The sequence below is a fragment of the Pseudomonas sp. GW821-FHT05D12 genome (assembly GCF_059419825.1).
Genome location: NZ_JBWKSN010000023.1, coordinates 22,183 through 35,453 on the forward strand (window position 1 = coordinate 22,183; position 13,271 = coordinate 35,453).

Here is a 13,271-nt window from a genome sequence, read left to right on the forward strand (position 1 = left end):
TTGCGCACTGAGGGGTGATTCAAGCGGCGGGATGCAAGATAGGCCTTTTCCTACAGATAAAAGAGACATAACCCAGCAAACCACCTTGATGGGTTCAGGCTCTGCTGCGCTGCAATTCCAGTGTAGTGCCGATGAGCCGCGTAAAGATGCTCAGGATTTCGAGCATTTGGGTGTTTTCAAACTGCCTGGGCAACACGTCCAACGCGCACAAGGTGCCAAAAAAAGTGCCGTCGGAGAACACGATGGGCAATGAGATATAGCTCTCGAAACCATGCTCCTTGGGCAACGGGTGCTCCCAGAATACCGGGTCGCGACTGGCATGCTCGATGACGATCGACTTGCGATTGGCGCGTAACTGGTTACACAACGTGGCCTCCACGAGCAACTCGTCGCCGGCCTCCAGCCCGAACTGCAACTCGTCATGAACCGCACACGCCACCCAGTGCGTGTCCGTCATCTTGGAAATGGCTGAAAAGCGCATTCCGGTCAAACGCGAAGTCAGTCGCAAGATATTTGAAGTGGTTTCGATCTCTGTGATCGCGTCCAGCTCTTCAATGGTTAGATGTTTGATAACACGCTCCTCACATGACAGGTCTCACCCCTGCATCGGCCATTGGCGATGAGGCTTAAATCCACGCCGACGAAATGCATCACTGCACCGGCAGGAAATTCATCAGCAACAGGCTCTGCGCGTAATTGAGCCCAATGCGCCGGTAGCGTTCATCCAGCATCTGGGTCAACAGGTCGAGGCGCGCGACGATCTTGCCGAACTCTACGGCGAAGCTCAGGTTGCTGCCCTCCTCCGAAATTTCGTTGGAAAACAGCAGCAGCACGCCATTCGCATCCTGGCGCTTGCCGAGCAGCCAGGTGGCCTTCTCGATATTGCGCGCGGCGTTGCTGACGAACTGCGGGTTGATCGAGTCGGTGATGTAGAACTCGGTGCGGCCACCGTGGGCCGTCACAATCATGCTGCCGATGGCATAGATAAAGGCGCCGACCCGGTCGCCTTTGAACTCCGGACTCAGCGAATAACTCAACGCGGCCAAATCGCGGCGGTCGCCAAGGGCCGGCAGTGAGCGACGCTGCTCAATGGCCTGGCGTATTTCCCGCGCGGCGCTCACTGCATCCGGGTAACCCGACTGGCGCCACTGGTTAGGGTTGCGCAGGTAGAGCTTGTTCATCAGCAAATACAGGCTCTGCAAGTTGTCGCGCATGCCCAGGGTGGCCATGCGATCGACACTCGTCTGGAAAAACTCATCGGGTTTACCATTGCTGAACTGCTTGGCGATATCTTGCCCTTGCTGCTGCGTACACCCGCCGACACAGAGCATTAACACCGCCGCCAGCCACAGTGGCTGGCGCCTCCATCGAATCTTGAATAACAGTAACGTGCGATCCATCGGCACCCGATCTGGTTCTCATGCCCCGCGCGGGGGATCGGCGGGGCTGCGACAAAGATAGATAGGAGAAATGCAAAAAAGTGCAATAGGGGCAGGCAGATAGTTGTAAACCGTACGCCTGGGGATCAAACGTGAAGAATTCGGCGCAGGCACTATACTCAGAGGAACAGTTGCGAGTGACTTTGGCGAGCCAAGGAAGATTGACAACACCCATCTCTCTCTTAACAGCAACTGTACTGGAGGGTCGCGGCGATGAAACACCCCATTAGAGCTCAAATCTTTGTTCAGGTAATTTGCTTGCTTTCGGTGGCTCAGCTTTTCTGCTGAGCAGTGCGTCACTGCCTTTTAACTCTGCTGCAGGTGCGGCGTGGAGGGCTGTTGCCGTTTACCTGGAATCGCGCCGATTACGCCCGCCAGGCAAACTGGCGCGTAGTGCGGTCCAAAGGATGTTAAGAACATGCACGCCAACCGCAGGCCCCGTTGAAGATTGCCCGGTGGCGCTGGACTCAAACCAGCCCCGGGCGAGCGCAGACACCACTTCAGCGTCGCGGGGCTCGGGAGCCATGGTTTAGATAAATTGCCGGGGTTCCTCGGATGAAGCCGAACCCCTTTTCAGGCATCAAACTTCGAACGACTCCGTCACTGCGAGGAGAACTTTCTCCGATTTGATAAGGCAATCACAGGAGCCTTCTATAGATAGTGGCGTAATGACACTCCTGCAGCCATGCGTCGTGTACAACGTGAAAGGATTCACACTTATGGAACTTCAGCGTTGAAGGCCAATAACCGACCCAATAGTATTTTTCCCGCCCGGGCGCACCTCTTATACGGATATTGTTCTGCGCCAGCTCGGGACTTCTACGTTGCGCAGGCAATAAAACATTGAGGTTTGCCATGCGTCTTTCCAAACTCGCACCCGCCGCCGCCCTGTTCAGCCTGTTCACCCTGCCCGCCCATGCCGCCGACCTGAGTGCCCTCACGGGTGCGCTGTCGTCTGCCCTCGGTGGTGCCAACAACAGCACCGTCAACGCCAATAACAGCAACAGTGCCTCCTGCCAGCAACAAGTTCGCGACCTGCAGGCAAACATCAATGCCGCCAATGCCAAGGGCGACACCTTGCGCGCAACCGCTTACCAGGCGGCGCTCACGCAAACCAACAAAAGCTGCAGCAACTCTACCTACAACGCCCAGGCGCAGGTCGACACCAACCCGCAACGCCAGCAGAACGTCAACAAGGCGGCGGATGCTATCAACGCCATTGGCGGATTGTTCAAGTAGTCCGTAACACGCAGTGAAAAAGGCCCGCGAATGCGGGCTTTTTCATGTGTATCCGTCCACCCCAGGCACTGTTGGAAGCGATAGATCATGCGCGCCGTAGTGCGATTTGGAAACTTCGCCTGCCGGCGGCCAGGGTTCTGGGGCTGCGTAGATGCCTTGGCCAAAAGGATGTGATCGGCGCATCCGTCACCCCTAGGCATCAACATGCCACTAGCACATCTGTTCTATGTTACTGCCCCCATCATGATGCTAGTTTCTTGACCCCTTAGATAGCCACTTCGCAAGTTCAAGGAGTTGAACAACCGATGTCTTTTTATTCTGGAATCAATCAACGTCGTCTCCTATTGGTTGCGCTCCTATCAGTGTTTACTTGCGCATGGGCCAATGACTCAAGTCCCACCGGAGATTGGTGGATCATCTACGGGGATGGCGCGCCCGGCAAGAATGTGACCTATGTCGCAGATCGAACTTCCGTGACACCCTCTAAAAAAACCAAGGGAGCCCAGTTAGTCGCCGTTACTTTAGTTTATGAAGAACTGGGCAAGCCCATGATTGACGTCTACAACATGGAGGTCCAGTGCCCAACGCATAAGTTTCGATTTATCAATGGTCAATCTGTCTCGCGCATGGGTAGCCTGCGGCACTTGAAAGTATCGGAAAAATGGCAGGACGTGAAAGACCCCTGGGTCCAGCGCAGTGCTGAGTTCGTCTGCTCGCCAAAGAGCAAAGATATGATTGCGATGGGCAAGATGGAATATATGCAGATGATTAATATTACCCAGCAGATGTTCTTTAAGCTGGCGCCCATCCGCGAGAAAAGTCAGATGATGGAGGACCTGGACTCCATACTGGGCAATAAATAGCAAATCGATCCGCACGCTGACGGAGACGGATACTTAGGGGTTGCGAGCGCGTTAACTTGAACGGGCATCGCGATGGATAAGTATCCGCTAAACCCCAATACAGACATCAGATGTAGTTTTTTACTTTTAGCGAGACAGAGGGCGTCGGGATGGAGAAGTTGGCTAAAACAGTGTTGCTAGGGGTGGTCATTTCATCAGTACTGCTTTTGAATGGTTGTAGCACCATTGCCCAGTCTCGCTGGGAAGGGCGAGACCTCCAGGAGGCACTGGATTTATTTGGCAAGCCCGATTCAATGAAAAAGCAAACAGGCCCGAACGGCGAGGCGCTAGCGGTACTGACTTGGTATAAGTCCTCAAGTTGGACCAATACTGAAGCAGCAGGAACCTCGATGAACCACACGGGCAATGGCATGGTGTACACGGAACATTATCAAACGGTCGGACATAGCTCTTCCTGCAAACTTGAGGCGACGGTCAACAAAGCCAAAAAAATCGTACTTTTTAGAATCGAGGATGGGCGCATCCTCCATGGCAAGTGCACGAACGTCCCTTACGTACCTGGGTATATCCCCCCAGGCTTTTAAAACTGAGCCATCCAATGATAGATGGCTCACCGCGAGCTTCTGAGCGTCTCACCCAATTTATAGAGTGTGAGTCTGTCGATCTGAATGAAGCCCTTACAAGCTTCCGTGGAGAAGATAACTGCAACTGCGTTTTGGGTTTCGCCACCCACAGGTCCTGAGTATCCAAGCCAGAATTCCACTCCATCCTCCTTAAAACGAGGATGCCGGCCTATTGAGGCACTCTCTAGCGTCGGGCACACTCACGTGGACTCGTCGGTAAAAAAGGAATTTACAGTGCCGTTTTCATTGGATGAAAGAACCGCTCTGCTCGCACTCAAAGGTGTAGGGCCAACCGTAATGACTCGACTTGAGCAAATGGGTATCGAATCGCTCGCCGAACTCCGAAAATCAGATGTGGGTGACATCCTGGCTCGAGCATCCGCGGCATTAGGCTCGACTTGCTGGAAGAACAGCCCTCAAGCCAGAGCAGCCATCACCGCCGCAGTGGAGCTTGCGAAGAGCTCTACAGATTAAATCCCGGCCCGGTGCAGACGTGTTGGGAAAGACCCTGAAACCGACCCGCTGACATCGAGTTGCGGAAACTGCCTGAGACGATGCGCAAACGATCGGGGCTTTAACTAAAAGAGCCGCCAACCGCCAGAAACGCAAAAGCCCCGCATTGCGGGGCTTTCGTGTAAATCTTGGCGGGAAACCAGGGATTCGAACCCTGGAGACGCTATTAACGTCCGCCGGTTTTCAAGACCGGTGCATTCAACCACTCTGCCAATTTCCCTTGTGCATCACAGGATTATAGTAGCCTATCCCGTCTCAGCGGGCGCCATAATACCCGAATGAAACACACTGTCAAACTCTCGCCATCGCTTGTTACAGAGCGTCTGTTATGATCTTTGCGACTGAACGTTTCAAAACCGAAGGAGTGTCGCCATGCGCGAACAGAATTACGCAGTGAATGGTAACGCGCAGGCTGAGCAGCTTGAAGTCAGCCGCGTGTTGCGCAACACCTATGGCTTGCTTGCCCTCACCCTCGCCTTCAGCGGCGTGATGGCGTTCGTGGCTCAACAGATGCGCGTCGGCTACCCGAACATCTTTGTCGTGCTGATCGGCTTCTACGGTCTGTTTTTCCTGACCAACAAGCTGCGTGACTCGGCCTGGGGCCTGGTGTCGGCGTTTGCCTTGACCGGTTTCATGGGCTTTATCCTCGGCCCGATCCTCAACCGTTACCTCGGCATGGCCGGCGGCGCGGAAGTGGTCAGCTCGGCGTTTGCCATGACGGCCCTGGTGTTTGGTGGTCTGTCGGCCTACGTGCTGATTACCCGCAAGGACATGAGCTTCCTGGGTGGCTTCATCACCGCGGGCTTCTTCGTGCTGCTGGCGGCCGTGCTCGCCAGCATGTTCTTCCAGATCAGCGGCCTGCAACTGGCGATCAGCGCAGGTTTTGTGCTGTTCTCCTCGGTGTGCATCCTGTTCCAGACCAGCGCCATCATCCACGGCGGTGAGCGCAACTACATCATGGCGACCATCAGCCTGTATGTGTCGATCTACAACCTGTTTATCAGCCTGTTGCAGATCTTCGGCATCATGAGCCGCGATGACTGATTCATCCGCGCAATAAAAAATGCCCCGTATCGAAAGATACGGGGCATTTTTGTTTTCAGCGGTTCAATACTGGTTGGGTTCCATTTCCAGGTCGACCTTGAAGCGCTCGGCGATATCCTGCTGGATACGCCTGGCAAGGTTGGCAATGTCGTGCCCTGACGCAGCGCCATAGTTGACCAGCACCAGCGCCTGCAACTTGTGCACGCCCGCATCGCCTTCGCGAAAGCCCTTCCAGCCTGCCTTGTCGATCAGCCAGCCGGCGGCGAGTTTCATCTGCCCATCGGCCTGGGGATACGCCACCAGGTCCGGGTACAGCTCCTGCAGTTGCGCAGCCAGCGCCTGGGACACCAACGGGTTCTTGAAGAAGCTGCCGGCATTGCCAAGCTCCGCCGGGTCCGGCAGTTTCTCGCGACGAATGCTGCAGATTGCCCGGCTGACATCACTTGGCGTCGCCTCGGTGATGCCCTGCCCGGCCAGGCGCTGCTGCACCGGGCCGTAGTCGAGCTTGAGGTGGCTGGCGCGACTCAGGGCAAAGCGCACCCGCAGGATCAGCCAGCGCCCGGTCTCGTGCTTGAACAGGCTGTCGCGGTAGGCAAAATTGCACTCTGGCAGGCTGAAATCGCGCAGCTCGCCCGTGTGCCGGTCCAGGGCAGTCAGGCCGGCGAATACGTCCTTGATCTCTACACCGTAGGCACCGATGTTCTGCATGGGGGCAGCGCCCACCGTACCAGGGATCAGGCTGAGGTTTTCCAGGCCGCAGAAGCCCTGCGCCAGGGTCCACAGCACGAATGGGTGCCAGGCTTCGCCCGCTTCGGCTTCAACCACCACCTGCACGCCGTCATCGCTGAGCACGCGGATGCCTTGGGTGGCCATACGCAGGACCAGTGCAGGAATATCCTGGGTCAGCAGCAGGTTGCTGCCGCCACCGATGACCAGCACCGGCAATGCATTCGCGGCGCCGTAGGCCAGGGCCTCGCGCACGTCGTCATCGCTGTGCGCTTCGGCGAACAGCTGGGCACGCACATCGATGCCAAAGCTGTTGAATGGCTTGAGCGATACCTGCGCAAGCACCTGCAAGGTCATAACCGCCCCTTCAATTCGATCACCAATAAGTCACAGGCGCGCTCGATCAGGTCCAGCACCCGCTCGAAGCCTTGTTCGCCTTCGTAGTAAGGGTCCGGCACTTCGTCGACTTCAGCCTCAAAGCGGCGCAGGAACAGGTCCAGCTCGGCCTTGCCCTGCGCTGGCTGCAGGGCCTTGAGGTTGCGCAGGTTGCTGTTGTCCATCGCGAGGATCAGGTCATAGCGCGCAAAGTCGGCACGTGATACCTGCTGGGCACGTTGCGCCGACAGGTCGTAGCCGCGAACCAACGCTGCACGCTGGCTGCGCTGGTCGGGCGGGTTGCCGATATGCCATTCACCGGTACCGGCCGAGGCGACTTCCACCTGCCCCGCCAGCCCGGCTTCGCGCAATTTATGGCGCAGCACACCTTCGGCAGTCGGCGAGCGGCAGATATTGCCCAGGCAGACAAACAGAACTTCCATCAAGCCCCCAGCAGGCGCCGGACGCGCTCAAGGTCTTCCGGGGTATCGACGCCGGCAGGAGGCGCTTCCAGGGCATCGCCCACGTGGATACGCACGCCGTGCCACAGGGCACGCAGTTGTTCCAGCGATTCGGTGTTTTCCAGCCAGCACGGGCCCCAGCTGACGAAGTCATGCAGGAAGCCGGCGCGATAGGCGTAGATGCCAATATGGCGGCGATACGGCACGCCTTGCGGCAACACGCCAGGCTGCTTGGCAAAGGCATCGCGGGCCCACGGCAAGGTCGAACGGCTGAACGTCAGCGCCAGGCCATTGATGTCACTGACCACCTTGACCACATTGGGGTTGAACAGTGTGTCGATGTCTTCGATCGGCTCGGCCAGCGTGGCCATGCGCGCTTCGCCATGGGCGGCCAGGTTGGCGGCCACCTGATCGATCACGCTCGGCGGGATCAGCGGCTCGTCACCCTGCACGTTGACCACGATCGCATCCGGGGCCAGGCCCAGCTGGGTGGCCACTTCAGCCAGGCGGTCGGTGCCGGAGTTGTGGTCCTCGCGGGTCAGCACCGCTTCGGCGCCGAAACCCTTGCAGGCGTCGATGATGCGTGGATCATCGGTAGCCACCACCACGCGCTCGGCGCTGCTCTTGCAGGCCTGTTCCCACACCAGCTGGATCATCGGCTTGTGACCGATCAGCTGCAGCGGTTTGCCCGGCAGACGGGTCGAGGCGTAGCGCGACGGAATGACAACGGTAAAGGCTGTGGTCATTTATCCAGGCGCTCGTCGGTAGTCAGGGTGCGGGCTTCGCTTTCCAGCATCACCGGGATGCCATCACGGATCGGGTAAGCCAGGCCGGCGCCTTTGCTGATCAGCTCGGTTTTGTCGGCGCTGAGCTTGAGCGGGCCTTTGCAGATCGGGCAAGCGAGGATGTCGAGCAATTTGGTGTCCATGAGTGTTTCCTGGATAGCAGCGTTTAAGGCAAGAGACGAGCGGGCAGCAGACGCATCAACTGCGTATCGAACCAGGCGACGAACGCTGGCGACGGCACGGCATCCACTGCAAGGTACCACCAGTCTGGCCGGGCAAAGGCGCGGCACTTCACCGCGTCCTTCTCGGTCATGACCAGCGGCAATGACGGCGTAAAGTTCAGGACCTCGGCGCTGTAGGGCGCGTGGTCGGCAAAAGCATGGGGTATGGGTTGCCAGTGTAGCGTTTCAAGGGTATTGAAGAAACGTTGCGGGTTGCCGATGCCGGCGACCGCGTGCACCTGCTGGCCCGCCGGGAAGTAATCGACCGGCTGGCGCTCGCCGCTCTGCAGGTTGACCAATGCGCTGGGTTGCAGGCGAAAGGCGAAGCCGTCCTCACGGTCCGAGACGGCGCCGTTGTACAGCAACGCATCGACACTCTGCAGGCGCTCCACCGGCTCGCGCAACGGTCCGGCCGGCAGGCAGCGGCGATTGCCCAGGCCACGGGCGGCGTCGATCAGTACCAGTTCCAGGTCACGGGCCAGGCGGTAATGCTGCAGGCCGTCGTCGGAGAGGATCAGGTCCAGGGTTTCACTCGCCAGCAGGGCCCGGACCGCGCGACTGCGGTCGGGGTCGATCATCAATGGGACACCGCAGCGCTGCACGATCAATAGCGGCTCATCACCGGCCACGTCGGCGCTGTGGCTGGCCTCGACCCGCCACGGTAGCTGCGGCGGCTTGGCACCATACCCACGACTGACCACGCCAACGCGCAAACCGCTGCGCCGGCAGTGTTCGATCAGCCACAGGATCAACGGCGTCTTGCCGGTGCCACCCACGGTGATATTGCCGACCACCACCACCGGCACAGGCGACTGGTAGATCTCACCCTCGCCCGCCAGGAATCGCGCACGCTTGCGCTGCACCACGCGGCGATACAGGGATTCCAGCGGCCGCAACAAGGCGAGCGCCGGATGGCCGGTGTACCAGGCCTTGAGCAAACGATCGGACATGGCCATCAGGGTTGGCTCGCCGCCTCGACAGTGGTCATGCGCAGATGGCTGAAGCCGAGCTTGCCGGCCGCGTCCATGGCGGTGATCACGGCCTGGTGCTGGGTCTTGCCGTCTGCACTGATCGACAGCGGCATCTTGGTATCACCGCCGGATTCCTTCTGCAGCGCGTCCATCAGGCTATTGAGGTCGTTTTTCTCGAGCAACTGGTTATTCACCGAGAACACCCCGTCGGCGCTGATGGCGATGTCGAGTTGCTTGACTTGCTGGTCTTCGGCAGGCGAACCGCTCACGGCTTCCGGCAAGTCGACACGCAGCTGGGTTTGTCGGGTGAACGTGGTGGTGACGACAAAAAACAGCAGCAGGATGAACACCACGTCGATCAGCGACGCGAGGTTGATATCGACATTTTCCCGTTGCTTGCGGCGAAATTTCACGCTCTGCCCTCGACCAGGTCCACATCACGGTCGCCCTGCACCACTTCCACCAACTTGATGGCTTCCTGCTCCATGCCAACCACCAGTTCATCGATGCGGCGTTGCAGGAAGCGATGGAAGAACACCGAAGGAATACCGACCATCAGGCCTGCGGCCGTGGTGATCAAGGCCTTGGAAATACCACCGGCCAGCACCGCGGCGTTGGTGGTCATGCCCGAGCCCATGAACGAGCTGAAAATATCGATCATGCCCAATACCGTGCCCAGCAGCCCCAACAACGGCGCCATGGCAGCGATGGTGCCGAGGGCGTTGATATAGCGTTCCAGTTCATGGATGACGCGGGCCGCGGCTTCCTCGATGCACTCCTTCATGATCTCGCGACCATGCTTGGAGTTGGCCAGGCCCGCGGCGAGGATCTCACCCAGCGGCGAGTTGGCCCGCAGTTCCTTGAGCTTGTCCTTGTCCAACTGTTTGTTCTTGATCCAGCCCCAGACCTGCCCCAGCAGATGCTCGGGGGTGACGCGACTGGCGCGCAGGGTCCACAGGCGTTCGGCGACGATGCCGAGTGCGGCGATGGAACTCATGATGATCGGCAACATCATCCAGCCGCCGGATTTGACCAATTCCCACACAGTGAATGTCCCCTCGAAAAAGTGCGCCACTTTACCATATAGGTTCGCCGGCGGGGTCCGCCGGCCATGCAGCGGTCGACGGTACGATCAGGGTAACCACTCGCGCCAGAACCGGCGTTGACTGCGCGCAACAACCGGTGCTGCAAAGGCCCCCAGCTGCAGGCGCACGGCCCCCTGCTCGGCACTGTCGTAGACCTGGCTGCCCAGCGCCTGATAGCGCTGCAGCACCTGCGGATGGGGATGGCCGAACGCGTTGCCACGCCCCCGCGATATCAGCACCGAACCGGGTGCCAATCGTTGCAGGAAGGCCTTCGAAGACGAACTGCGGCTGCCATGGTGGGGCGCTTGCAGCCAATCGGTCGGCACGGCCAGCGGCGAAGCCAGGAAAGCCTGTTCGGCGGCGCGATCAATGTCGCCGGTGAGCAACAGGCGCTCGCCATTCGCCTGCACCTGCAGCACGCAGGACTTCGCATTACCGTTGTCGGCGCCTGGCCATTGCCACAGCTCGAATGAAACACCGTCCCACTGCCATTGCTCACCGCTGACGCAAGGCTGGGTGCCGAGGAACGCCGGCAGGCCTTCGACTTCACCGCCCACCACACGCTGGATCGGCATGCCCCTGGCAATCGCCGCCGCGCCACCCGCGTGATCCGCATCGGCATGGCTGAGCAACATCATGTCGAGCCTGTCGACCCCGAACTTTCGCAGCGACGGCAGCACCACCCGCGCGCCGAGGTCAAATGTTCCGGTACGCGGGCCGGCATCGTAGAGCAAAGTGTGATGGCGGGTTCGCAGGATCAGGGATTGCCCCTGCCCGACATCCAGCTGAACCACGTCCACCTGCCCATGGGGCACCCGCTCCTGCGGCGGAAAGACGGCAAGCAGCAGCATCGGCAACCCCAGCAGGCGCAACGGCACACCGTTGGGCAACAACAGCAGCACCGTGCCCAGCAGGCTCAACCACCAGTAACCCAGCGGCACCTCGGCCGGGACCCACGCCGGCAGCAGTCCGGCGAGCCAGGCCAGGCCCTCGAACAGCCCGGCCAATGCACCGCCGGCCAGCCACAACAGGCTCTCCCCCAACCACGGCAACGGCAGCAAGGCAGTCCCCAGCAAGGCCAGCGGCAATACCACCAGGCTGATCCAGGGCACCGCCACCAGATTGGCCAACGGCGCACTCAGGCTGATCGGCAACCCCAGCACCAGCAATACCGGAAACAGGCCGATGGCGATCAGCCACTGCGGTCGGGTCCATGCCTGCCACACACTCCAGGGCCCCAGCCGCCCGGCGAAGGCCAGGATCAGCACCGCCACCGCGGCAAAGGACAACCAGAAGCCTGGCTGCAAACTGGCCAATGGTTCCAGGATCAGCACGCCATTAAGCGCCAGCAACAATGGCCACCACACCCCCAGGTGACGAAAGCGCAAACGCCACACCAGCACCAATCCGACCATCACACACGCACGCTGGACCGGCACGCCGAACCCTGCCAACAGGCCGTACCCCAGGGCTGCGCCGAATGCCAGGCCGCACGCCCATGGCAGCCACGGCCAGGCGCGCGGCCAGCACCCGTAGCGCGCCAACCCGGCGATCAGTCCGTAGACCAGCCCCGCCAGCAGGCCGATATGCTGGCCGGAAATCACCAGCAAGTGCACGGTGCCAGTAGCCTGCAAGACCTGCCAATCTTCGGCCGCCAACCCCGAACCGTCGCCCAGCACCAACGCAGCCAGGCCCGACTCGCGACCTTGGGCATCCACCGCGATCAGGCGTTGGCGCACGCTGTCGCGCCAGGCATTGCGCGCCGGCGCCAGGCGCTCGCCGTCCTTCACCGACGCGGTGGCACCGATGCGCTGGGCCAACAGCCAGGCCTCTTGATCGAACCCATGAAAATTCAGCAGGCCCGAGGGCCGCTTGAGGCTGACTGCCAAGCGCCAGCGCTCGCCACTGCGCACCTCGGGCCCGCCCCGCCAGGACACGCGAATACGCTTGGGCAGCCGCGCCTTTCGCGAGCGGCTGTCGGTCAGTTCAAAACGTACGCCCTCGCCTGTTCGTTGCGGTAACCCGGTGACCCGCCCTTCGACCCAGCGGGTCTGGCCGTCCAGCGCCGGATCGAGACGATCATCCAGGGCCAATTGCGCGCTGAGGCAAGCCCAGCTCAAACCGAACAGCAAGAACGCCAGCGGGTAGGTGCGAAACGGCAACAGCATCAGCGCCACCACCAGCAGCATCACCAGCCACCCCGTCGACGGCAGCGCCGGTAACCAACGCAAGGCCAGTAACCCCAGCGCCAGCGCAAACATCCCTGTCTTCATGAATCATCCTTTGCAAGTGATCCACTCAGTCTTAGCGGGTTGCCGGGCAGCGCCTATGATGTTTTGTCACAAAGTCTGAATTTTCTGTTTATAGAATGCGGGCATACTTGCCCCTCGAACTGACCTGGACCCCTTATGCCCCGGCGCTTATTCAAACGGTACATGCCCGACCCGACCAGTATCAGGGAACACAAGTCATTACAGTTTCTCGGCACGCTGCTGCATGACCCGAACCTCTGGCACCTGAACCGGCACTCGGTGGCCCGGGCCATGGCGGTCGGCCTGTTCGCGGCCTTTATCCCGATCCCGTTGCAGATGCTGCTCGCGGCCATCCTGGCGATTACGGTGCGCGGCAATATGCCCATCGCCGTCAGCCTGGTGTGGCTGACCAACCCGATCACCATGCCGGTGGTGTTTATCTGCACCTACCTGACCGGCGCGTGGCTGATGAATGTACCGCCACGCAGCCTGCCCGATGACCTCACCTGGGAATGGATCAGCAGCCAACTGAGTACCTTGTGGCAGCCCTTCCTGCTGGGTTCGGTGGTATTGGGGCTGGTGTTGGGGGCGCTGGCCTATTGCCTGACCATGCTCTATTGGCGTTGGTGGGTGGCGCACCAATGGAAGAAACGCAAACAGCGTCGCGCGTGAGG

16 protein-coding genes and 1 tRNA gene are annotated in these 13,271 nt (G+C 59.9%); 6 read left to right on the forward strand and 11 right to left on the reverse strand.

The features are described 5' to 3' along the window. Nucleotides 1-94: 94 nt before the first annotated feature. Together AC07SI_RS29145 and AC07SI_RS29150 are read right to left on the reverse strand one after the other, a co-directional pair. Nucleotides 95-571, reverse strand: a complete 477-nt coding sequence (locus AC07SI_RS29145) for a GAF domain-containing protein (RefSeq protein ID WP_065907414.1) — start codon at nucleotides 569-571, stop codon at nucleotides 95-97. A 79-nt stretch (nucleotides 572-650) separates the two neighbouring features. Further along, nucleotides 651-1,400, reverse strand: a complete 750-nt coding sequence (locus tag AC07SI_RS29150; protein ID WP_065907416.1) for a hypothetical protein — start codon at nucleotides 1,398-1,400, stop codon at nucleotides 651-653. A gap of 894 nt (nucleotides 1,401-2,294) precedes the next feature. Between AC07SI_RS29150 and AC07SI_RS29155 the strand changes: the two genes are divergently transcribed. The 4 genes from AC07SI_RS29155 (at nucleotide 2,295) to AC07SI_RS29170 (ending at nucleotide 4,638) form a co-directional block, all read left to right on the forward strand. Further along, nucleotides 2,295-2,678 (forward strand): DUF1090 family protein, encoded by a 384-nt coding sequence (locus AC07SI_RS29155; protein ID WP_120448952.1) that lies wholly within the window; start codon nucleotides 2,295-2,297, stop codon nucleotides 2,676-2,678. A gap of 305 nt (nucleotides 2,679-2,983) precedes the next feature. Beyond that, nucleotides 2,984-3,541: a hypothetical protein gene (locus tag AC07SI_RS29160; RefSeq protein WP_201145130.1), complete on the forward strand. Its 558-nt coding sequence runs from the start codon at nucleotides 2,984-2,986 to the stop codon at nucleotides 3,539-3,541. A 149-nt stretch (nucleotides 3,542-3,690) separates the two neighbouring features. Next, nucleotides 3,691-4,125: a hypothetical protein gene (locus tag AC07SI_RS29165; protein WP_201145132.1), complete on the forward strand. Its 435-nt coding sequence runs from the start codon at nucleotides 3,691-3,693 to the stop codon at nucleotides 4,123-4,125. A 273-nt stretch (nucleotides 4,126-4,398) separates the two neighbouring features. After that, on the forward strand, nucleotides 4,399-4,638 hold the full coding sequence (locus AC07SI_RS29170; RefSeq protein WP_120448954.1) for a helix-hairpin-helix domain-containing protein: 240 nt from the start codon (nucleotides 4,399-4,401) through the stop codon (nucleotides 4,636-4,638). Nucleotides 4,639-4,806: 168 nt separating this feature from the next. Here AC07SI_RS29170 and AC07SI_RS29175 read toward each other — a convergent pair. Further along, nucleotides 4,807-4,897: transfer RNA gene (locus AC07SI_RS29175), tRNA-Ser, on the reverse strand. Between the two features lie 152 nt (nucleotides 4,898-5,049). Between AC07SI_RS29175 and AC07SI_RS29180 the strand changes: the two genes are divergently transcribed. After that, nucleotides 5,050-5,721, forward strand: coding sequence for a Bax inhibitor-1/YccA family protein (locus tag AC07SI_RS29180; protein WP_065907428.1), 672 nt, complete (start codon nucleotides 5,050-5,052; stop codon nucleotides 5,719-5,721). A gap of 63 nt (nucleotides 5,722-5,784) precedes the next feature. On the opposite strand, the gene murB is transcribed toward AC07SI_RS29180, so the two are convergent. The 8 genes from murB to AC07SI_RS29220 form a co-directional block, all read right to left on the reverse strand. Then, nucleotides 5,785-6,804 (reverse strand): UDP-N-acetylmuramate dehydrogenase, encoded by a 1,020-nt coding sequence (gene murB / locus AC07SI_RS29185; protein WP_495007035.1) that lies wholly within the window; start codon nucleotides 6,802-6,804, stop codon nucleotides 5,785-5,787. Continuing rightward, nucleotides 6,801-7,265 (reverse strand): low molecular weight protein-tyrosine-phosphatase, encoded by a 465-nt coding sequence (locus tag AC07SI_RS29190; protein WP_106803449.1) that lies wholly within the window; start codon nucleotides 7,263-7,265, stop codon nucleotides 6,801-6,803. The genes murB and AC07SI_RS29190 overlap by 4 nt, the downstream gene beginning before the upstream one ends. Next, nucleotides 7,265-8,029, reverse strand: a complete 765-nt coding sequence (gene kdsB / locus AC07SI_RS29195; RefSeq protein ID WP_495007036.1) for a 3-deoxy-manno-octulosonate cytidylyltransferase — start codon at nucleotides 8,027-8,029, stop codon at nucleotides 7,265-7,267. The genes AC07SI_RS29190 and kdsB overlap by 1 nt, the downstream gene beginning before the upstream one ends. Continuing rightward, complete coding sequence (locus AC07SI_RS29200; protein WP_003174668.1) at nucleotides 8,026-8,211, reverse strand: Trm112 family protein; 186 nt, start codon at nucleotides 8,209-8,211, stop codon at nucleotides 8,026-8,028. Before AC07SI_RS29200 ends, kdsB begins: the two co-directional genes overlap by 4 nt. A gap of 23 nt (nucleotides 8,212-8,234) precedes the next feature. Continuing rightward, nucleotides 8,235-9,245, reverse strand: a complete 1,011-nt coding sequence (lpxK, locus tag AC07SI_RS29205; protein ID WP_065907436.1) for a tetraacyldisaccharide 4'-kinase — start codon at nucleotides 9,243-9,245, stop codon at nucleotides 8,235-8,237. Next, the gene (locus AC07SI_RS29210) at nucleotides 9,245-9,673 is read right to left on the reverse strand and encodes an ExbD/TolR family protein (protein ID WP_065907438.1); all 429 of its coding nucleotides are present in this window, start codon (nucleotides 9,671-9,673) and stop codon (nucleotides 9,245-9,247) included. The genes lpxK and AC07SI_RS29210 overlap by 1 nt, the downstream gene beginning before the upstream one ends. Then, nucleotides 9,670-10,305 (reverse strand): MotA/TolQ/ExbB proton channel family protein, encoded by a 636-nt coding sequence (locus AC07SI_RS29215; protein WP_065907440.1) that lies wholly within the window; start codon nucleotides 10,303-10,305, stop codon nucleotides 9,670-9,672. Before AC07SI_RS29215 ends, AC07SI_RS29210 begins: the two co-directional genes overlap by 4 nt. An 87-nt stretch (nucleotides 10,306-10,392) precedes the next feature. Then, nucleotides 10,393-12,618 carry a DNA internalization-related competence protein ComEC/Rec2 gene (locus AC07SI_RS29220; RefSeq protein ID WP_495007037.1) on the reverse strand — a complete coding sequence of 742 codons (2,226 nt, stop codon included), beginning with the start codon at nucleotides 12,616-12,618 and terminating at the stop codon, nucleotides 10,393-10,395. A 135-nt stretch (nucleotides 12,619-12,753) separates the two neighbouring features. On the opposite strand from AC07SI_RS29220, the gene AC07SI_RS29225 reads away from it, so the two are divergent. Further along, entirely contained in the window at nucleotides 12,754-13,269 is a 516-nt protein-coding gene (locus AC07SI_RS29225) for a DUF2062 domain-containing protein (protein WP_065907443.1), read from the forward strand. Nucleotides 13,270-13,271: the final 2 nt, after the last annotated feature.

Coding starts and splice junctions, on each gene's coding strand:
- AC07SI_RS29190 (WP_106803449.1), bottom strand. CDS start 7,265: ATGGAAGTTCTGTTTGTCTGCCTGGGCAATATCTGCCGCTCGCCGACT.
- AC07SI_RS29150 (WP_065907416.1), bottom strand. CDS start 1,400: ATGGATCGCACGTTACTGTTATTCAAGATTCGATGGAGGCGCCAGCCA.
- murB (WP_495007035.1), bottom strand. CDS start 6,804: ATGACCTTGCAGGTGCTTGCGCAGGTATCGCTCAAGCCATTCAACAGC.
- AC07SI_RS29155 (WP_120448952.1), top strand. CDS start 2,295: ATGCGTCTTTCCAAACTCGCACCCGCCGCCGCCCTGTTCAGCCTGTTC.
- kdsB (WP_495007036.1), bottom strand. CDS start 8,029: ATGACCACAGCCTTTACCGTTGTCATTCCGTCGCGCTACGCCTCGACC.
- AC07SI_RS29180 (WP_065907428.1), top strand. CDS start 5,050: ATGCGCGAACAGAATTACGCAGTGAATGGTAACGCGCAGGCTGAGCAG.
- AC07SI_RS29225 (WP_065907443.1), top strand. CDS start 12,754: ATGCCCCGGCGCTTATTCAAACGGTACATGCCCGACCCGACCAGTATC.
- AC07SI_RS29165 (WP_201145132.1), top strand. CDS start 3,691: ATGGAGAAGTTGGCTAAAACAGTGTTGCTAGGGGTGGTCATTTCATCA.
- lpxK (WP_065907436.1), bottom strand. CDS start 9,245: ATGGCCATGTCCGATCGTTTGCTCAAGGCCTGGTACACCGGCCATCCG.
- AC07SI_RS29160 (WP_201145130.1), top strand. CDS start 2,984: ATGTCTTTTTATTCTGGAATCAATCAACGTCGTCTCCTATTGGTTGCG.
- AC07SI_RS29220 (WP_495007037.1), bottom strand. CDS start 12,618: ATGAAGACAGGGATGTTTGCGCTGGCGCTGGGGTTACTGGCCTTGCGT.
- AC07SI_RS29200 (WP_003174668.1), bottom strand. CDS start 8,211: ATGGACACCAAATTGCTCGACATCCTCGCTTGCCCGATCTGCAAAGGC.